The organism is Stenotrophomonas sp. Steno-C15, assembly GCF_056393265.1.
Map to the genome: position 1 here is coordinate 1 of NZ_JBWJPF010000023.1, position 15,206 is coordinate 15,206.

Consider the following 15,206-nt stretch of genomic DNA (forward strand, 5'->3'; position numbering starts at 1 on the left):
CCCCCCCCCCCCCCCCCCCCCCCCCCCGCTACCGGCGGGTGATCCGCCGAACGGCGTACCGTTATATCCCGGCGGCGCGCTTCCAGAACGCCTGAACCAGTGGCGGCCACTTGCCGACGCAGCCCAGCGCGCGGCCACGGGCCAGGGTCAGGTGCATCTCGTCGTTGGAGAAGAGGCGGTTGATCGCATCGAAACTGTAGGCGGCCACCTGGTTGTCGCTGCGCCGCTCGCGGGCCCAGCGCTGCAGGCGCTGCGGCGACAGGCGCGGCTGGCCACGGCGCTCGGCTGACGGCGCCAGCCATTGCCGCAGGGCAGCGACATCCCGCAGCCCCAGGTTCACGCCCTGCCCGGCCAGGGGATGCACCACATGCGCGGCGTCGCCGAGTGCGAGCACGCGGCCGGCCACATAGTGGCGGGCCAGCTGGCGGCGCAGCGGGAACGCGGCGCGCGGCGACACCAGGCGCAGTTCGCCCAGCCGTGCGGCGAAGGCGCGGGTCAGTTCGCGATTGAATGCCTCCTCCTCCAGCGCCAGCACGCGCACCGCCTCTTCGTCAGGCAAGGTCCACACGATCGAGCTGCGGCGCTCGGCCACCGGCAGCAGCGCCAGCGGACCGGTCGGCAGGAAACGCTGCCAGGCCGTGGCCTGGTTGGGCAGCTCGCTGTCGACGTAGGCCACCACGCCACGCTGGTGATAGTCGTGGCGCACCACGTCGATGCCCGCCAGCTCGCGCAGCGTCGACTCGGCACCATCGGCGGCCACGGCGAGGGCCGCTTCCAGCCTGCGTCCGTCATCCAGGCGCAGTCGCACCCCTTCCTCGTCCTGCTCAAGCGCCTCCACCCGTGCCGGGCAATGCAGCTGCACCCCGGCCGCCGGCAGTGCCGCCCACAGGCGATCCTGCAACAGCCCGTTCTCGACGATGAAGCCCAGCTCGCGACGCCCCAGGCGGTCGGCATCGAACAGCAGGTCCTCGCCTCCCGCGGCATCCCATACCTGCATGCGGCGATACGGCCAGGCCCGCGCCTGTACGATCGCAGGCCACACGCCGAGACGGTCCAGCAGCTGCACGTTGTCAGCCGCGAAGGCGAACACGCGCAGGTCCGGCTGCGATGCCTGCCAGGGCGCGGGCTCACGGCCCTCCACCAGGGCGACGGCCAGCCCCGCATCGGCCAGCGCCAGTGCACACGCGGCACCGACCACGCCGCCTCCCACGATGACCACGTCCAGGCGCGCGCGGCGGTTCATGCGGCTTCTCCGCGGCACAGTCGCGGCACGACGCCACGGAAACCCATCGCCCCGCCGACCAGCATCGACTGCACCGAACCGCGCTGCGCGGCCACCAGGCCGAGACTGCGCAACGGGCGCATCAACGGCGCAGGATTGCTGGTCAGGCGCGCCAGTCCTCCGGAGAACGCCACCGTCTGCTGGCGATCCTCTTCCCGACGGGCCACATACGCACGCAGCAGCGCATCACTGCCGGCATCGCCTGCATCGTCTTCCAGCAGTTCGGCCAGGGTCAGCGCATCGCGCAGGCCCAGGTTGAAGCCTTGCGCGCCCAACGGATGGATGGTCTGTGCGGCATTGCCGAGCAGCACCGCGCGCTCGCCTGCCAGGGCGCGCGCCAGCACCTGGATCAGCGGGTAGGCACTGCGCGGACCCGACTCCAGCAGACGCCCGGCACGCCAGCCGATGGCATGCTGCAGGCGCTGCAGCCACGCTGCGTCGTCCAGCGCCATCACCGCGTCGGCGTCTTCGCGCGCCACCCCATGCACCGTGCCGAAATGGCGGTCGCCGCGCGGCAGCAGGGCCGTCGGGCCGGTATCGGTGAAGCGCTCCCAGGCCGTGCCGTCGGGCGCGCGCTGGCTGCGCACGCGGGCCACGAACAGGGTCTGCTGGAAATCGTGGCGGTCGACCTCGATGCCCAGCGCCTCCCGCACCGCACTGGCCGTGCCATCGGCACCGACCACCAGCCGTGCCAGCAGCGTGCGCTCGCCGGCGTCGTCGGCCACATGCACCTGGCGACAGCCCTCCACCACCCCGCCCAGGCCGAGGAAACGCATCGGCCGGTAACGCCGCAGCCGCGGCAGTTCCTGCAGGCGTGCCTCAAGCGCATGACCGAAGTCACGTGCGACCACCACCTGGCCGAACCACGGCCGGTTGTAATCGGCCGCATCGAGCTGCACCCGGCCAAAGTCGCCGGCGCGGCTGACATGGATGCGACGGATCGGTCCCGGCGCCATCGCCAGCTTCTGCATCACCCCCAGCGCGGTCAGCGCGTTGACGGTGGCGGCGGCGAAACTGAGGTTGCGCTGGTCGAACACCGCCGGCAGTCCACCGGCAGGGCTGGCCTCGATCAGGCCCACGTCGCGGCCCAGGCGGTCCAGGGCGATGGCGAGGCTGGCACCCACCAGTCCGCCGCCGACGATCAGCACGTCATGTCGTTCACTCATGGCGTTCATGATACGCGCTCGCCCCGGCTGTACACCGAACGCGACGCTGCCTGCGCCAACCCGCGCGGCGGGCTAGAATGAAAGCTGAATCCGCTCCGGGCCCGCCGCCATGTCCGACACCGCCAATCGTGCCTTCGTCCTGTCCGTGCTCGTGCTGTTGCTGGCGGCGACCCGGGTCAACCACTTCGCGGCGATCCCCGATGCCTCCTGGGCGGTGTTCTTCATCGGCGGTTTCTACCTCGCGCGCTGGACGCGCTGGGCCTTTCCGCTGCTGATGCTGTTCGCGGTGCTGGTCGACTGGATCGTGATCCGCAGCGCGGGGCTGGATTTCTGGCAGCACTACTGCGTGTCGCCCGGCTACTGGCTGCTGCTGCCGGCGTACTTCTCGCTGTGGGCCGGCGGCATGCTGCTGGGCCACAACTACCGCGGCGCGCGCTGGCCGGTGCTGGCCAAGGGTGCGCTCCTGCTGGTGGCCTCGGTGGCGCTGTGCCACCTGCTTGCGCAGGGGGGCTTCTACTGGACCACCCGCAACGTTGCCGAGCCGACGCTGGCGGGCTGGGCGCAGAACTACGCACAGTGGTTCGGCCCCTACCTGCGGACCACGGCGATCTACGTGGCGCTGGCCGCCGCCCTGCAACTGGCCGTGGAGCAGGTGCTCAAGCTCCAGCAGGCCCGTCGCGACATCCGGCACTGAGCTGCGCCATGGGCCATCGCCTCTCGCGCATCTACACCCGCACCGGTGACGACGGCAGCACCGGACTGGGCGATGGCCAGCGTGTAGCCAAGGACGATGCCCGCGTCGCCTCCTATGGCACCGTCGACGAAGCCAACGCGGCGCTGGGCCTGCTGCTGGCCGCACCGCTTCCGGACGACGTGCGCGCGCTGGTGGTCCATCTGCAGCACCAGCTGTTCGACCTGGGCGCCGAGCTGTGCATCCCCGGCCATGCCGCGATCCATGCCGCCGATGTCTCGGCGCTGGAACAGCAGCTGGACCACTACAACGCCACGCTGCCGATGCTGAAGGAGTTCATCCTGCCCGCCGGTGGCGAAGCCGCCGCACGCTGCCACCTGGCACGGACCATTGTCCGCCGCGCCGAGCGCGAGACGGTGACGCTGTCCCGCCATGAGAACGTGCGCAGCGAAGCGCTGCAGTATCTCAACCGGCTGTCGGACCTGCTGTTCGTGCTGGCCCGGGTGCTGGCCCGCGCCGATGGGCAGGGCGAGGCGCTCTGGCAGCCCCAGCACCGGCAGGGCTGAGTCCGTACGATGCTGGTCTTCACCCATCCGTCCTGCCTGCTGCACGATCCCGGTCCGGGCCATCCCGAATGCCCGCAACGGCTGCAGGGCGTGCTCGACGCCCTGCGCGGCGCATTCCCCGGCCAGCTGGACTGGCGCGAGGCCCCACCCGCCAAGTTCGGCGAGTTGAGCCGGGTCCACGACAGCGCCCTGCTCGACTTCGTGCTGCAACCGCAGACCGTGCCCCTGCGCCAGCTGGACATGGACACCTGGACCTCGCCCGGCTCGGCCAGCGCGGCGGTGCATGCTGCCGGTGCCGGTGTGGCCGCGGTGGATGCGGTGATGCTGGGCGCGGACCCGCTGGCGTTCTGCGCGGTGCGCCCGCCGGGTCACCATGCCACCAGCAGCACGGCCATGGGCTTCTGCCTGCTCAACAACATCGCCATCGCCGCAGCCTACGCGCGCGACCGCCACGGGCTGGAGCGGATCGCGGTGGTCGACTTCGACGTCCACCATGGCAACGGCACCCAGGACATCTTCCAGCACGACGCACGGGTGTCGTATTACAGCACCCACCAGGCCGGCCTGTTCCCCAACTCCGGCCTGCGCCGTGACCGTGGCGCGGGCAATCTGATGAACATCCTGCTGCCGCCGGGCAGTGGCGGATTCCGCTTCCGCAATGTCTGGGCCGACGAGATGCTGCCGGCCATCGACGACTTCCGCCCGCAGCTGATGCTGATCTCGGCAGGCTTCGACGCCCATCTGCGCGACCCCCAGGCGGATCTGATGCTGGAGACCGAGGATTTCGCCTGGATCACCCGCGAACTGCATGCGCTGGCGCGTCGCCATGCGGCCGGCCGGGTGGTGTCGATGCTGGAGGGCGGCTACGACCTGCAGGCCCTGGCCGAATGCAGCGTGGCCCACGTGCAGGCCCTGATGTCGCCGGCGGCGTCCCCCCCGGCTGGATGAACCCGAACCGGTGCGACCGGGCCGCCTTCATTGCCCCTATGCAAGGGATGGGGCAAGCTACCGTCCGTTTTCGCCCGAATCCGAACCGCGTGCGCCGAGCCCTCCGCCTGCTTCCCCTGCCTCTGAGCATCGCCGTCTGCCTGCCGGCGATGGCCGATGATAAGCCGCTCAACTGGGGCCTGTGCCCGGCAACCGACGTCATTCCCGCGTTCACCGACGCCCCGACCCCGGTTCCGGGCCAGGACAAGGCCGCCGCCAGCGCCGCGCGCGAGCAGCAGCCGACCGATATCGAGGGCGATCAGCTGCTGGGTACCACCACGGTGCCGCAGTACGAGGGCAACGTCGCCCTGCGTCGCGGCGACCAGTTCGTCGGCACCGACAAGCTCAGCTTCGACACCGAGTCCGGCAACTACATCGCCGATGGCAATGTCCGCTACCAGGACGCGTCGATCCGGATGGTCGCCAAGCGCGCCGAGGGCAACCAGGAAAGCGACACCCACAAGATCACCGACATCCAGTACCAGCTGGTGTCCCGCCGTGGCAACGGCGACGCCGAATCGGTCGACCTGCAGGGCGCGGTCGGGCAGATGCACCGCTCCACCTACACCACCTGCGACCCGTCGCAGCCGGTGTGGAAGCTGTCGGCGCCGCAGATCGAAGTGGACAACGACGAGGGCTTCGGCACGGCGCGCAATGCCGTGCTGCGCATCGGCAAGGTGCCGGTGCTGTGGGCACCGTACTTCAAGTTCCCGATCGACGACCGGCGCAAGACCGGCCTGCTGTTCCCGCAGCTGGGCATGTCCGGGCGCAACGGGTTCGACTACACCCAGCCGATCTACCTGAATCTGGCGCCGAACTACGACGACACGCTGATGCCGCGCTACATGAGCCGGCGCGGCCTGATGCTCGACAACGAGTTCCGCTACCTCTACAACGGCGGCCGCGGCGAACTGCTGACCGCCTACATCCCCAACGACAAGCTGCGCGACCGCGATCGCGGCCGCGTCATGTTCAGCGGCTACCACAACGTGGACAGCCACTGGCAGGCACGTGCCAACCTGGCCTGGGTCAGCGACGAGCGCTACGTCGAGGACTTCGCCAACCGCCTGGTGGGCGTGACCGCCTCGAACCTGCAGAGCACCGTTGGCCTTTACGGCACCGGCCAGAACTGGACGGCCGGAATCATGGCCGACCGCTGGCAGCTGACCGACTACACGCTCAACGAGAGCGCGCTGGCCTACAACCGCCAGCCGCGCCTGTACTTCAACTGGGACAAGCCGGTCCTGTCGTGGCTGGAAACCGGCGTGTACGCCGAAGCCGTGCGCTTTACCCATGAAGACATCAACTTCAAGTACGGCCCCGAGGCCGGACCGGACCTCGAGTACACCCGTACCGGCCAGACCCAGCGGATGTACGGCGGCGCACGCCTGGACCTGAAACCCTATGTGTCGCTGCCGTTCAGCGGTGCGGCCTGGTACGTGACCCCGACCCTGGCCTACCGCTACACCGCCTACGACCTGGACCGGCAGCTGGCCGACAGCATCCGCCGCAACGTGCTGGTTTCGCAGGGCGTTGATCCGGCCACCGCTACCCCCGAGCAGCTGCGCGGCAACACCTCGCCCAGCCGCAGCCTGCCGATCGGCAGCATCGATGCCGGCCTGTTCTTCGACCGCGAGACCACCATCGGCGGCCGCTCGTTCCTGCACACCCTGGAACCGCGCCTGTTCTACCTGCGCACGCCCTACCGCAACCAGGACGAGCTGCCGATCTTCGATACCCGCGACTTCACCTTCAGCTGGGGCCAGCTGTTCCGCGACTCGCGCTATACCGGCGCCGACCGCCAGAACGACGCCAACCAGCTGACCATGGCGCTGGGCACCCGCTTCATCGACCAGACCACCGGCCGCGAGCGGTTCTCGGCGGCCATCGGCCAGATCCAGTACTTCGACGAATCGCGGGTGACCGCCGTGCCGGGTGGCCCGCCGGTGGAAAAGGGCAAGTCGGCCTGGATCGCCGATGCCAACTACATGGTCAACGACCGCTGGACCCTCAGCGCGACCTACCAGTGGGACCCCAAATACAAGCGTGAGGACCTGGCCAGCTTCCGCGCCCGTTACCTGATGCCCAACGATGGCGTGGTCAACCTGACCTACCGCCACCGCATCAACCCGGACGGCACCGACCTGCTGAAGCAGGCCGACCTGTCGTTCCTGTACCCGCTGAACCCCCGCTGGAGCCTGGTCGGCCGCTACTACTACTCGCTGGAAGACAAGAAGCCGCTGGAAATCATCGGTGGCGTCCAGTGGGACAGCTGCTGTCTGGCCGTGCGCGCGGTGGCCCGCCGCTACGTGCGCAACCGCGAGGGCGAGCTGAACAATTCCATCCAGCTGGAGTTCGTGCTGAAGGGCCTCAGCTCCCTGGGCCAGGACACGGACCGCACCCTGCGCCGTGCTATCCTCGGCTACAACCGCGACGACCTCTATCTCGTGCCCCCCAGCAATACCGGGACGACCCGGGACGACTACGATCCGAATCTGATCCCATGACCAAGCGCTTCCCCGTTCTTCTCGCCTCGCTGCTGGCGGTGTCCAGCGTGTCCGCCCCCCTGCAGGTATTTGCCCAGGAGGCGCAGCCGCTGGACCGCATCGCCGCTGTCGTCGATGAGGACGTGATCCTGCAGAGCGAACTCCAGCGCGCCATCGCCAACATCAAGGCGCAGTACGCCGGCCGCGAGGCCCAGCTGCCGCCGGATGACGTACTCAGCCGGCAGGTGCTCGAGCGCCTGGTGCTGGTCAAGCTGCAGGTGGCCCGTGCGCAGGGCAGCGGCATCCGCGTCAGCGACCAGGAGCTGAACCAGGCGATGAATGCCATCGCCCAGCAGAATGGTTCCAATCTGGACGCGCTGCGCCAGCGCCTGGCAAGTGACGGCATCGATTTCAACGACTTCCGCGCCTCGGTGCGTGACGAGATCACCGTGCAGCGCCTGCGCCAGAGCTTCGCGCAGAGCCGCATCAGCGTCAGCGAGGGCGAAGTCGATGCCGCGTTGAAGCAGCAGGCCACCGCCGGCAACCAGTACCACCTGGCGCACATCCTGATCGCCCTGCCCGACGGCGCCAATGCCGAGCAGATCGCCACCGGCCAGAAGAAGGCCGACGGCGTGAAGGCCCTGCTGGACAAGGGTGAGCTGGACTTCAATGCCGCCGCCGTACGTTACTCGGACAGCCCCAATGCACTGGAAGGCGGCGACCTGGGCTGGCGCAGCATGGACGAGATCCCGGCCGCGTTCGCGCAGCTGATGGAAAAGATGAATGCCGGTGACGTGGTTGGCCCGATCCGTGGTCCGAGCGGCTTCCAGCTGCTGAAGCTGGTGGAAGTGCGCGATTCCAGCGCCGCCGCCGGCACCCATACCGTCACCGAGTTCCACGGCCGCCACATCCTGGTGCGCGTGGACGACAACCAGACCGATGCGGCCGCCAAGGCCAAGATCGACACCCTGCGTGCCCGCATTGCCGGCGGCGCCGACTTCCAGACGGTGGCCAGGGAGTCGTCCGAGGACAACAACAGCAAGGGCCAGGGCGGCGATCTGGGCTGGTTCCCGGCCGATGCGTTCGGTCCGGCCTTCGGCCAGCAGGTCCAGAGCGTGCAGGACGGCGGTGTCAGCCAGCCGTTCCGCACCGACGCCGGTTGGCACATCGTGCAGCGCGTGGCGACCCGCCAGACCGACGTGACCAACGACAACCAGCGTGCGCAGGTCCGCGAAACCATCGGCCGCCGCAAGCTGGAAGACGAATACAACCGTTTCCTGCAGGAGCTGCGTGGCGAAGCCTACGTCAGCTTCCGCAGCGGTGACCGCGCGGAAAACACCGCGACGCCGCCGCAGTCCTGACCGATGCGCCCCGAGCTCGCTCTGGTACCGGGCGAGCCCGCCGGGATCGGCCCGGAGCTGTGCATCCGCCTGATCCAGCAGCCGCGCGATGATTGCCGGCTGCTGGCTTTCGCCGACCCGGATACCCTGCGCGCAGCCGCCGCCGCGCTGGACCTGCCCCTGCAACTGCTGCCCGAGGAAGCGGAAGCCCGCTTCCCGGGCGACCTGCGTCTGCGCGTCGTGGCCAATGCCGTCCGGAGCCGCTTCGGCCACGCCGATCCGGCCAATGCCGGCGCGGTCATCGGCGCCCTGCTCGGCGCCGGCCAGGCCTGCCTGTCGGGCGAACTGCACGGCGTGGTCACCGGCCCGGTGCACAAGGCGGTCATCAACGAGGGCGGCATCGCCTACAGCGGCACCACCGAACTGCTGGCCGACCAGGCCGGGGTGAAGGTGGTGATGATGCTGGCCAATCACATCGTGCGCGTGGCCCTGGCCACCACCCACCTGCCGCTGCGTGAGGTCGCCGATGCGATCACCGCACCCGGCCTGGAGCACACCCTGCGCACCGTGCACGCCGCGCTGCGCCGCGAGTTCGGGCTGGCATCGCCGCGCATCGCCGTGCTCGGCCTGAACCCGCACGCCGGTGAAGACGGTCACCTCGGCCGCGAGGAACTGGATCTGGTCATCCCGCTGCTGCAGCGCCTGCGCGCTGAAGGCATGGATCTGGTCGGGCCGCTGCCGGCCGACACCGCGTTCCTGCCAGGCAAGCTGGCAGGTTTCGATACGGTCCTGGCCATGTACCACGACCAGGGCCTGCCGGTGCTGAAGTACTCCGGCTTCGAGCAGGCCGTGAACCTGACCCTGGGCCTGCCCTACCCGCGCGTCGCTGTCGATCACGGTACCGCGCTGGACCTGGCCGGCCGCGGCATTGCCGATCCATCCAGCCTGCAGGCGGCAACGACGCTGTGTGCGCAGCTTGCGCGGCAACGTACACTGAGCGCATGAATTCCCCGCATTCCCCCTCCGGCCCGGTGTTCACCGCCCCGGCCAAGAAGCAGCTTGGCCAGCATTTCCTGGCCGATCGCCACTACATCGACAAGATCGTGATGGCGGTCAACCCCAAGGACGGTGACCGCCTGGTCGAGATCGGCCCCGGCCAGGGAGCGATCACGCTGCCGCTGCTGCGCGTGCATCCGGCACTGACGGTGATCGAGTTCGACCGCGACCTGATCGCGCCGCTGACCGCCGCCGCCGAGCCGCTGGGCGAGCTGACCATCGTCCACCGCGACGTGCTGCGCGTGGACTTCACCGAACTGGCGGCCGGACAGCCGATCCGTCTGGTCGGCAACCTGCCGTACAACATCTCCTCGCCTATCCTGTTCCATGCGCTCGAGCATGCCGCCGTGGTCCGCGACATGCACTTCATGCTGCAGAAGGAAGTGGTCGACCGCATGGCAGCCGGCCCCGGCAGCAAGGTCTACGGCCGCCTCAGCGTGATGCTGCAGGCCTACTGCACCGTCACCTCGCTGTTCGTGGTGCCGCCGGGTGCGTTCCGGCCACCGCCGAAGGTCGATTCGGCCGTGGTGCGGCTGGTGCCGCATGATCCGGCCACGGTCGGCATCCGTGACCACGCCCGCTTCGCCGAAGTGGTCAAGGCCGCCTTCGGCCAGCGCCGCAAGACCCTGCGCAACGCACTGAACAACGTGGTGTCGGCCGACCAGTTCGCCGCTGCCGGCGTGCGCCCCGATGCCCGTGCCGAACAGCTGGACGTGGCCGAATTCATCGCCTTGGCCAATGCCTCCTGATTACACTGCCGGTATGGAAGACGCTGACGTTTACGCCATTTCCGTCGAGGTCGCACCGCGATTCCTCGATGACCAGTCCGTGCCGGAAGACGGCCGCTATGCGTTCGCCTATACGATCCGCATCCACAACCAGGGCCGGGTGGCCGCGCGGCTGGTCGCGCGCCACTGGCGCATCACCGATGCCAACGGCCGCGTCGAGCACGTCGATGGCGAAGGTGTGATCGGTGAGCAGCCGCGGCTGCGTCCCGGTGAAGACTTCCACTACACGTCCGGTGTCATGCTGGCGACCGATCACGGGACCATGCAGGGCCACTACGACATGGTCGCCGATGACGGCACCGAATTCGCCGCGCCGGTCGCACCGTTCGTGCTGGCCATCCCACGTACCCTGCACTGACACGGAGGCCGGACGATGAGTGTGTGGGCGATCGGCGACCTGCAGGGCTGCTATGACGTGACCCAGCGACTGCTGGAGAAGCTCCGCTTCGACCCCGCGCAGGACACCCTGTGGTTCTGCGGCGACCTGGTCAACCGCGGTGGTCAATCCCTGGAAACGCTGCGGCTGGTGCATTCGCTGCGCGAGCACAGCGTGGTCGTGCTGGGCAATCATGACCTTTCGCTGCTGGCGGTCGGTGCACGCACCGAGGAAGAGCAGCGCAAGGTCAATCCGGACCTGCTGCGCATCGTGCAGGCCGAGGACCGCGACGAACTTCTGGACTGGCTGCGCCTGCAGAAGCTGGTGCATGTGGACCGCGAGATGGGCTGGATGATGGTGCACGCCGGCCTCGCGCCGAAGTGGACCACGCAGATGGCCGAAAAGCATGCGGCCGAAGTCGAGGTGCAACTGCACGGTGCGGGCTACCGCAAGCTGTTCCGCAACATGTATGGCGACAAGCCAAGCTGGGCACCGAACCTGTCCGGCTACGACCGTTCGCGGGCGATCATCAACGTGCTCACCCGCATGCGCTACTGCACTCCGCGCGGACGCATCGGCATCGAGGACAAGGGCACGCCGGGCACGCAGGAACAGGGACTGTATCCGTGGTTTGAAGTGCCCGGCCGGGTCGAGCGCGACCTGAAGGTCGTATGCGGCCACTGGTCGGCGCTGGGCCTGACCATCACCCAGGGCGTGCACGCCATCGACACCGGCGCGGTGTGGGGCGGCAAGCTGACCGCGATCCAGCTCGATACCGATGAGCTGCGCGTGGTGCAGGTGCCCGGCCGTGATGTTCCTGCCCCGGTTCCGAATGCCCGGCCGCCGGCGCGACCGGCCCACGAGCGGTCTACAGCTGCGGCACAGGGCAAGGAACAGGGCGGCGGAAACACCGCTGCCAACCCGGGCAACCGCGGCCCACGTCGCCGCCGTCGGCGCGGTGGTGGTGGTGGTGGCGGTACGGGTGGCGGCAACAGCACCGGCACACCGCCGCAGGCATGACCGCGCGCGGTCGGGCACCATGGACGGTGCTGCTGCTGACGCTGGCCCTGGCCAGCGGCTGCCAGCCCGGTCCGGCCCCGGTTCCCTCCGGCGGCGAAAACGCCGGCCACGCACCATCGCAACCGCAGGCATCTTCGCCGCCGCTGGTGACCGCGGCGCGCGCACAGATCGGCGTCACCACCCGCTACGACCCGGCCTATCGGGTGCTGGCCTATCCCGGCGGGGACGTCCCGATTGATCGCGGTGTGTGTACCGACGTGGTGGTGCGCGCCCTGCGCGATCTGGGACTGGATCTGCAGGCGCGCGTGCATGAAGACATGCGCAGCAGTTTCGGCGCCTATCCCGCGATATGGGGCCTGTCACGGCCGGATCGCAACATCGATCATCGCCGCGTACCGAACCTGATGCGCTGGTTCGAGCGGCAGGGTTGGCAGCAGCCCATCACGGCCCTCGCCGCCGACTACGCGGCAGGCGACATCGTCGCCTGGAAGCTCAATGGCAACGGCCTGCTGCACGTGGGCATCGTCTCCGACCGGCAGCTGGCCGACGGGACACCGCTGGTACTGCACAACATCGCGCGCGGGACCCGGGAAGAGAACCTGCTGTTCCAGCACGCCATCATCGGGCATTACCGGATGCCGTAAACGATCCTGTAACCTTGAGGAACGAGGCCGAGCATGGCTCGGCTCCACAGGTGCGGCGATCAGCGCCGCACGTAATGCACGAAGCGGAACGCGTAGACGTGGCGTTCGTCAGCCGGATGCGACTCACTGCTTGTTTCCCGCCACAGCTGCGGGTCCACCTGCGGGAAATGGGTGTCGGCCGGCACTTCGGCATCGACCCAGGTCAGGTACAGGTCACTGGCCTGGTCCAGCAGCTGGCGGAAGATCTCGCCGCCTCCGATGACACACAGCTCACTGGCACCCTCGCCTTCAGCGATCGCCTCCGCTTCGTCCAGCGAGGCCACCGCGCGCATGCCCTCGAACGGCACCTGGCCGCTGCGGGTCAGCACCAGGTTGGTCCGCCCCGGCAGCACGCGGCCGATCGACTCGGCCGTCCTGCGCCCCATCAGGATCGGCTTGCCCAGGGTGAGCGCCTTGAAGTGCTTGAAGTCATCCGGCAGGTGCCAGGGCATGGCATTGCCCTGGCCGATGCCACGGTTGCGATCCAGCGCCACGATCATCGAAAGCTTCAATGCTGCGACCTCCTCAGTTGGCATCGATCTGCAGGCGTTCGCAGGCAGCGTTCGCTGCACTGGTGGCCTGCAACGCCGCAGCCAGCGCAGGGCTGGACGTGGACTGCTCGTCCAGGCCACCCAGGATCTTCTGCTTCTGCGCCTCTTCGATATCCTTCAGGCCCGGTCCTGACAGGATCTCTGCCGACAGCGCGGCGGTATCGGTGCTGGCACGACGTGCCAGAAACGCCTGCAACTGGTCGCTGGAATAGACGTTGGCAAGCTGCTGCTCGAGCGTGCGCTGATAGGCCGGATCCTCAATACCGGCCTTCAGGTGGTCGGTCATTGCCGTGTACATGCCCGTTACCGCCTCACGCATCTGCGCCCGGCATCCTTCCGGGACATCCGGGGGCATCATGGTGCTGCCGTTGAATGCCCCGGCGAACGCATGCACTTCCTCGCGCATGTGCGTGTGCACGATCTGCTCATTGACCTGCCGGGCCAGCGACAGCGCATCGGCCGGTCCGGCCTGCACCATGGCCAGCGGCAGCATGCCGCACAGCGCCAGCAGGCTCCCGGAAATCAGGCGGATACTCATACCGCCACCGGCGCCTTGATCGCCGGATGCGGGTCGTAGCCGTCGATGCGGATGTCGTCGAACTGGAAACCGAACAGGTCGGTCACGTCCGGGTTCAACCACAGCTTCGGCAGCGCGCGCGGTTCGCGCGCCAGCTGCTCGCGGGCCTGCTCGAAATGGTTGGAGTACAGGTGCGCATCGCCCAGCGTATGCACGAAGTCGCCCACGCCCAGGCCGGTGGCCTGCGCAACCATGTGGGTCAGCAGCGCATAGCTGGCGATGTTGAACGGCACGCCGAGGAAGATGTCGCCGCTGCGCTGGTACAACTGGCAACTGAGCCTGCCATCGGCCACGTAGAACTGGAACAGGTTGTGGCAGGGCATCAGCGCCATCTGCGAGAGCTCGCCCACGTTCCAGGCGCTGACCACCAGCCGCCGCGAATCGGGATTGCGCCTGATCTCGTCCACCAGCCACTGCATCTGGTCGATCTCGCGACCGTCAGCAGTAGCCCAGCTGCGCCACTGCTTGCCGTACACCGGGCCAAGATCACCGTTGCCGTCGGCCCATTCGTCCCAGATCCGTACCTGGTTGTCCTTCAGGTAGCCGATGTTGGTATCGCCTTTCAGGAACCACAGCAGCTCGTGGATGATCGAGCGCAGGTGCAGTTTCTTGGTGGTGACCAGCGGGAAACCTTCGTTGAGGTCGAAGCGCATCTGCCAGCCGAACACGCTGCGGGTGCCGGTACCGGTGCGGTCGCTCTTCTCCGTCCCGTGCTCCAGCACGTGCGAGAGCAGGTCCAGGTAGGCTTTCATGCCTTGCCCTCCACCGCCAGCGGCTGCGGCTGCAGTACCGGTGCGCGGCGCGACATCGCCAGCAGCACCAGGCCCAGCGCGATCAGCGGCAGGCTGAGGATCTGGCCGCGGGTGAGCCAGTCGAACGCTACGTAGATGCCGTTGTCGGGCATGCGCACGAATTCCACCGCGAAGCGGAAGACACCGTACATCAGCGCGAACAGCCCCCCCACCAGATAGCGATGGCGTGGCTTGGCCGACACCGCCCACAGCACCACGAACATCACCAGCCCTTCGAGGAAGGCTTCATACAGCTGCGAGGGGTGGCGTGCGTACTGGTTCAGCGCGCCGGTCGCGAACTGCGCCTGCAGGGTCGCGTGGTCCAGCTGGTTCAGCGGCGCCGGCAGGCCGGACGGGAACACCACGCCCCAGGTGCCGTCGGTGTACTTGCCCCACAGCTCGGCGCCGATGAAGTTGCCGATGCGGCCGAAGCCCAGGCCCAGCGGCACCAGCGGCGCCATGAAATCCATGGTGTCGAAGAAGTGCAGCGCGTGCTTGCGCGACCACCACCAGCAGGCGCCCAGCACGCCGAGCAGGCCGCCGTGGAAGCTCATGCCGCCATCCCACACCTTGAACAGCAGCAGCGGGTTGTGCAGGAAATCGCCCAGCGCGTAGAACAGCATGTAGCCGATGCGCCCACCCAGCACCACGCCGAGCATGGCGTAGAACAGCAGGTCGGAGAATCCGTTGGCATCGACGCCGGGCAGGCGCCCGGCGGCGATCCGGCGACGACCGAGCAGCCAGGCGGCGGTGAAACCCAGCAGGTACATGATGCCGTACCAATGCACCTTGATCGGCCCCAGCGAGAGGGCGATGGGGTCGATGTCGTGGAAATAGATCATGGAA

General features: G+C 68.4%; 16 protein-coding genes. 10 read left to right on the forward strand and 6 right to left on the reverse strand.

Translation table 11 applies throughout. The features are described 5' to 3' along the window. Positions 1–61: 61 nt before the first annotated feature. On the reverse strand, positions 62–1,243 hold the full coding sequence (locus AC06FB_RS15375; RefSeq protein ID WP_197600877.1) for a UbiH/UbiF family hydroxylase: 1,182 nt from the start codon (positions 1,241–1,243) through the stop codon (positions 62–64). After that, a complete protein-coding gene (gene ubiH, locus AC06FB_RS15380; protein WP_065176232.1) occupies positions 1,240–2,448 on the reverse strand; it encodes a 2-octaprenyl-6-methoxyphenyl hydroxylase in 1,209 nt (402 codons plus the stop codon). The genes AC06FB_RS15375 and ubiH overlap by 4 nt, the downstream gene beginning before the upstream one ends. Before the next feature lie 109 nt (positions 2,449–2,557). Between ubiH and AC06FB_RS15385 the strand changes: the two genes are divergently transcribed. The 10 genes from AC06FB_RS15385 to AC06FB_RS15430 all read left to right on the forward strand — a co-directional run bounded on the left by AC06FB_RS15385 (position 2,558) and on the right by AC06FB_RS15430 (position 12,402). Beyond that, on the forward strand, positions 2,558–3,142 hold the full coding sequence (locus AC06FB_RS15385; protein WP_053519669.1) for a hypothetical protein: 585 nt from the start codon (positions 2,558–2,560) through the stop codon (positions 3,140–3,142). Between the two features lie 8 nt (positions 3,143–3,150). Beyond that, positions 3,151–3,705, forward strand: a complete 555-nt coding sequence (locus AC06FB_RS15390; protein ID WP_065176231.1) for a cob(I)yrinic acid a,c-diamide adenosyltransferase — start codon at positions 3,151–3,153, stop codon at positions 3,703–3,705. A gap of 9 nt (positions 3,706–3,714) precedes the next feature. Beyond that, a complete protein-coding gene (locus AC06FB_RS15395; RefSeq protein WP_065176230.1) occupies positions 3,715–4,653 on the forward strand; it encodes a histone deacetylase family protein in 939 nt (312 codons plus the stop codon). Between the two features lie 89 nt (positions 4,654–4,742). Further along, complete coding sequence (gene lptD, locus AC06FB_RS15400) at positions 4,743–7,199, forward strand: LPS-assembly protein LptD (RefSeq protein WP_080375337.1); 2,457 nt, start codon at positions 4,743–4,745, stop codon at positions 7,197–7,199. Continuing rightward, positions 7,196–8,539, forward strand: a complete 1,344-nt coding sequence (locus AC06FB_RS15405) for a peptidylprolyl isomerase (protein WP_478053863.1) — start codon at positions 7,196–7,198, stop codon at positions 8,537–8,539. The genes lptD and AC06FB_RS15405 overlap by 4 nt, the downstream gene beginning before the upstream one ends. Before the next feature lie 3 nt (positions 8,540–8,542). Then, positions 8,543–9,523 (forward strand): 4-hydroxythreonine-4-phosphate dehydrogenase PdxA, encoded by a 981-nt coding sequence (gene pdxA, locus AC06FB_RS15410; RefSeq protein ID WP_478053864.1) that lies wholly within the window; start codon positions 8,543–8,545, stop codon positions 9,521–9,523. Further along, complete coding sequence (gene rsmA, locus AC06FB_RS15415; protein ID WP_065182841.1) at positions 9,520–10,323, forward strand: 16S rRNA (adenine(1518)-N(6)/adenine(1519)-N(6))-dimethyltransferase RsmA; 804 nt, start codon at positions 9,520–9,522, stop codon at positions 10,321–10,323. The genes pdxA and rsmA overlap by 4 nt, the downstream gene beginning before the upstream one ends. A gap of 13 nt (positions 10,324–10,336) precedes the next feature. After that, positions 10,337–10,720, forward strand: coding sequence for a Co2+/Mg2+ efflux protein ApaG (apaG, locus tag AC06FB_RS15420; protein WP_053519676.1), 384 nt, complete (start codon positions 10,337–10,339; stop codon positions 10,718–10,720). Positions 10,721–10,735: 15 nt separating this feature from the next. Beyond that, positions 10,736–11,758 carry a symmetrical bis(5'-nucleosyl)-tetraphosphatase gene (locus AC06FB_RS15425; RefSeq protein WP_128990584.1) on the forward strand — a complete coding sequence of 341 codons (1,023 nt, stop codon included), beginning with the start codon at positions 10,736–10,738 and terminating at the stop codon, positions 11,756–11,758. Beyond that, complete coding sequence (locus tag AC06FB_RS15430; RefSeq protein WP_164153075.1) at positions 11,755–12,402, forward strand: DUF1287 domain-containing protein; 648 nt, start codon at positions 11,755–11,757, stop codon at positions 12,400–12,402. Before AC06FB_RS15425 ends, AC06FB_RS15430 begins: the two co-directional genes overlap by 4 nt. A 59-nt stretch (positions 12,403–12,461) precedes the next feature. Here the strand turns inward: AC06FB_RS15430 and AC06FB_RS15435 are convergent, their stop codons facing one another. Genes AC06FB_RS15435 through lgt form a run of 4 tightly spaced genes read right to left on the reverse strand, consistent with a single transcriptional unit; the run spans position 12,462 to position 15,202 of the window. Beyond that, complete coding sequence (locus AC06FB_RS15435) at positions 12,462–12,953, reverse strand: dihydrofolate reductase (protein WP_478053865.1); 492 nt, start codon at positions 12,951–12,953, stop codon at positions 12,462–12,464. A gap of 13 nt (positions 12,954–12,966) precedes the next feature. After that, positions 12,967–13,530, reverse strand: coding sequence for a hypothetical protein (locus AC06FB_RS15440; RefSeq protein ID WP_478053866.1), 564 nt, complete (start codon positions 13,528–13,530; stop codon positions 12,967–12,969). After that, the gene (locus AC06FB_RS15445; protein WP_193396228.1) at positions 13,527–14,321 is read right to left on the reverse strand and encodes a thymidylate synthase; all 795 of its coding nucleotides are present in this window, start codon (positions 14,319–14,321) and stop codon (positions 13,527–13,529) included. Before AC06FB_RS15445 ends, AC06FB_RS15440 begins: the two co-directional genes overlap by 4 nt. After that, the gene (gene lgt / locus AC06FB_RS15450; protein ID WP_053519680.1) at positions 14,318–15,202 is read right to left on the reverse strand and encodes a prolipoprotein diacylglyceryl transferase; all 885 of its coding nucleotides are present in this window, start codon (positions 15,200–15,202) and stop codon (positions 14,318–14,320) included. The genes AC06FB_RS15445 and lgt overlap by 4 nt, the downstream gene beginning before the upstream one ends. Positions 15,203–15,206 lie beyond the last annotated feature (4 nt).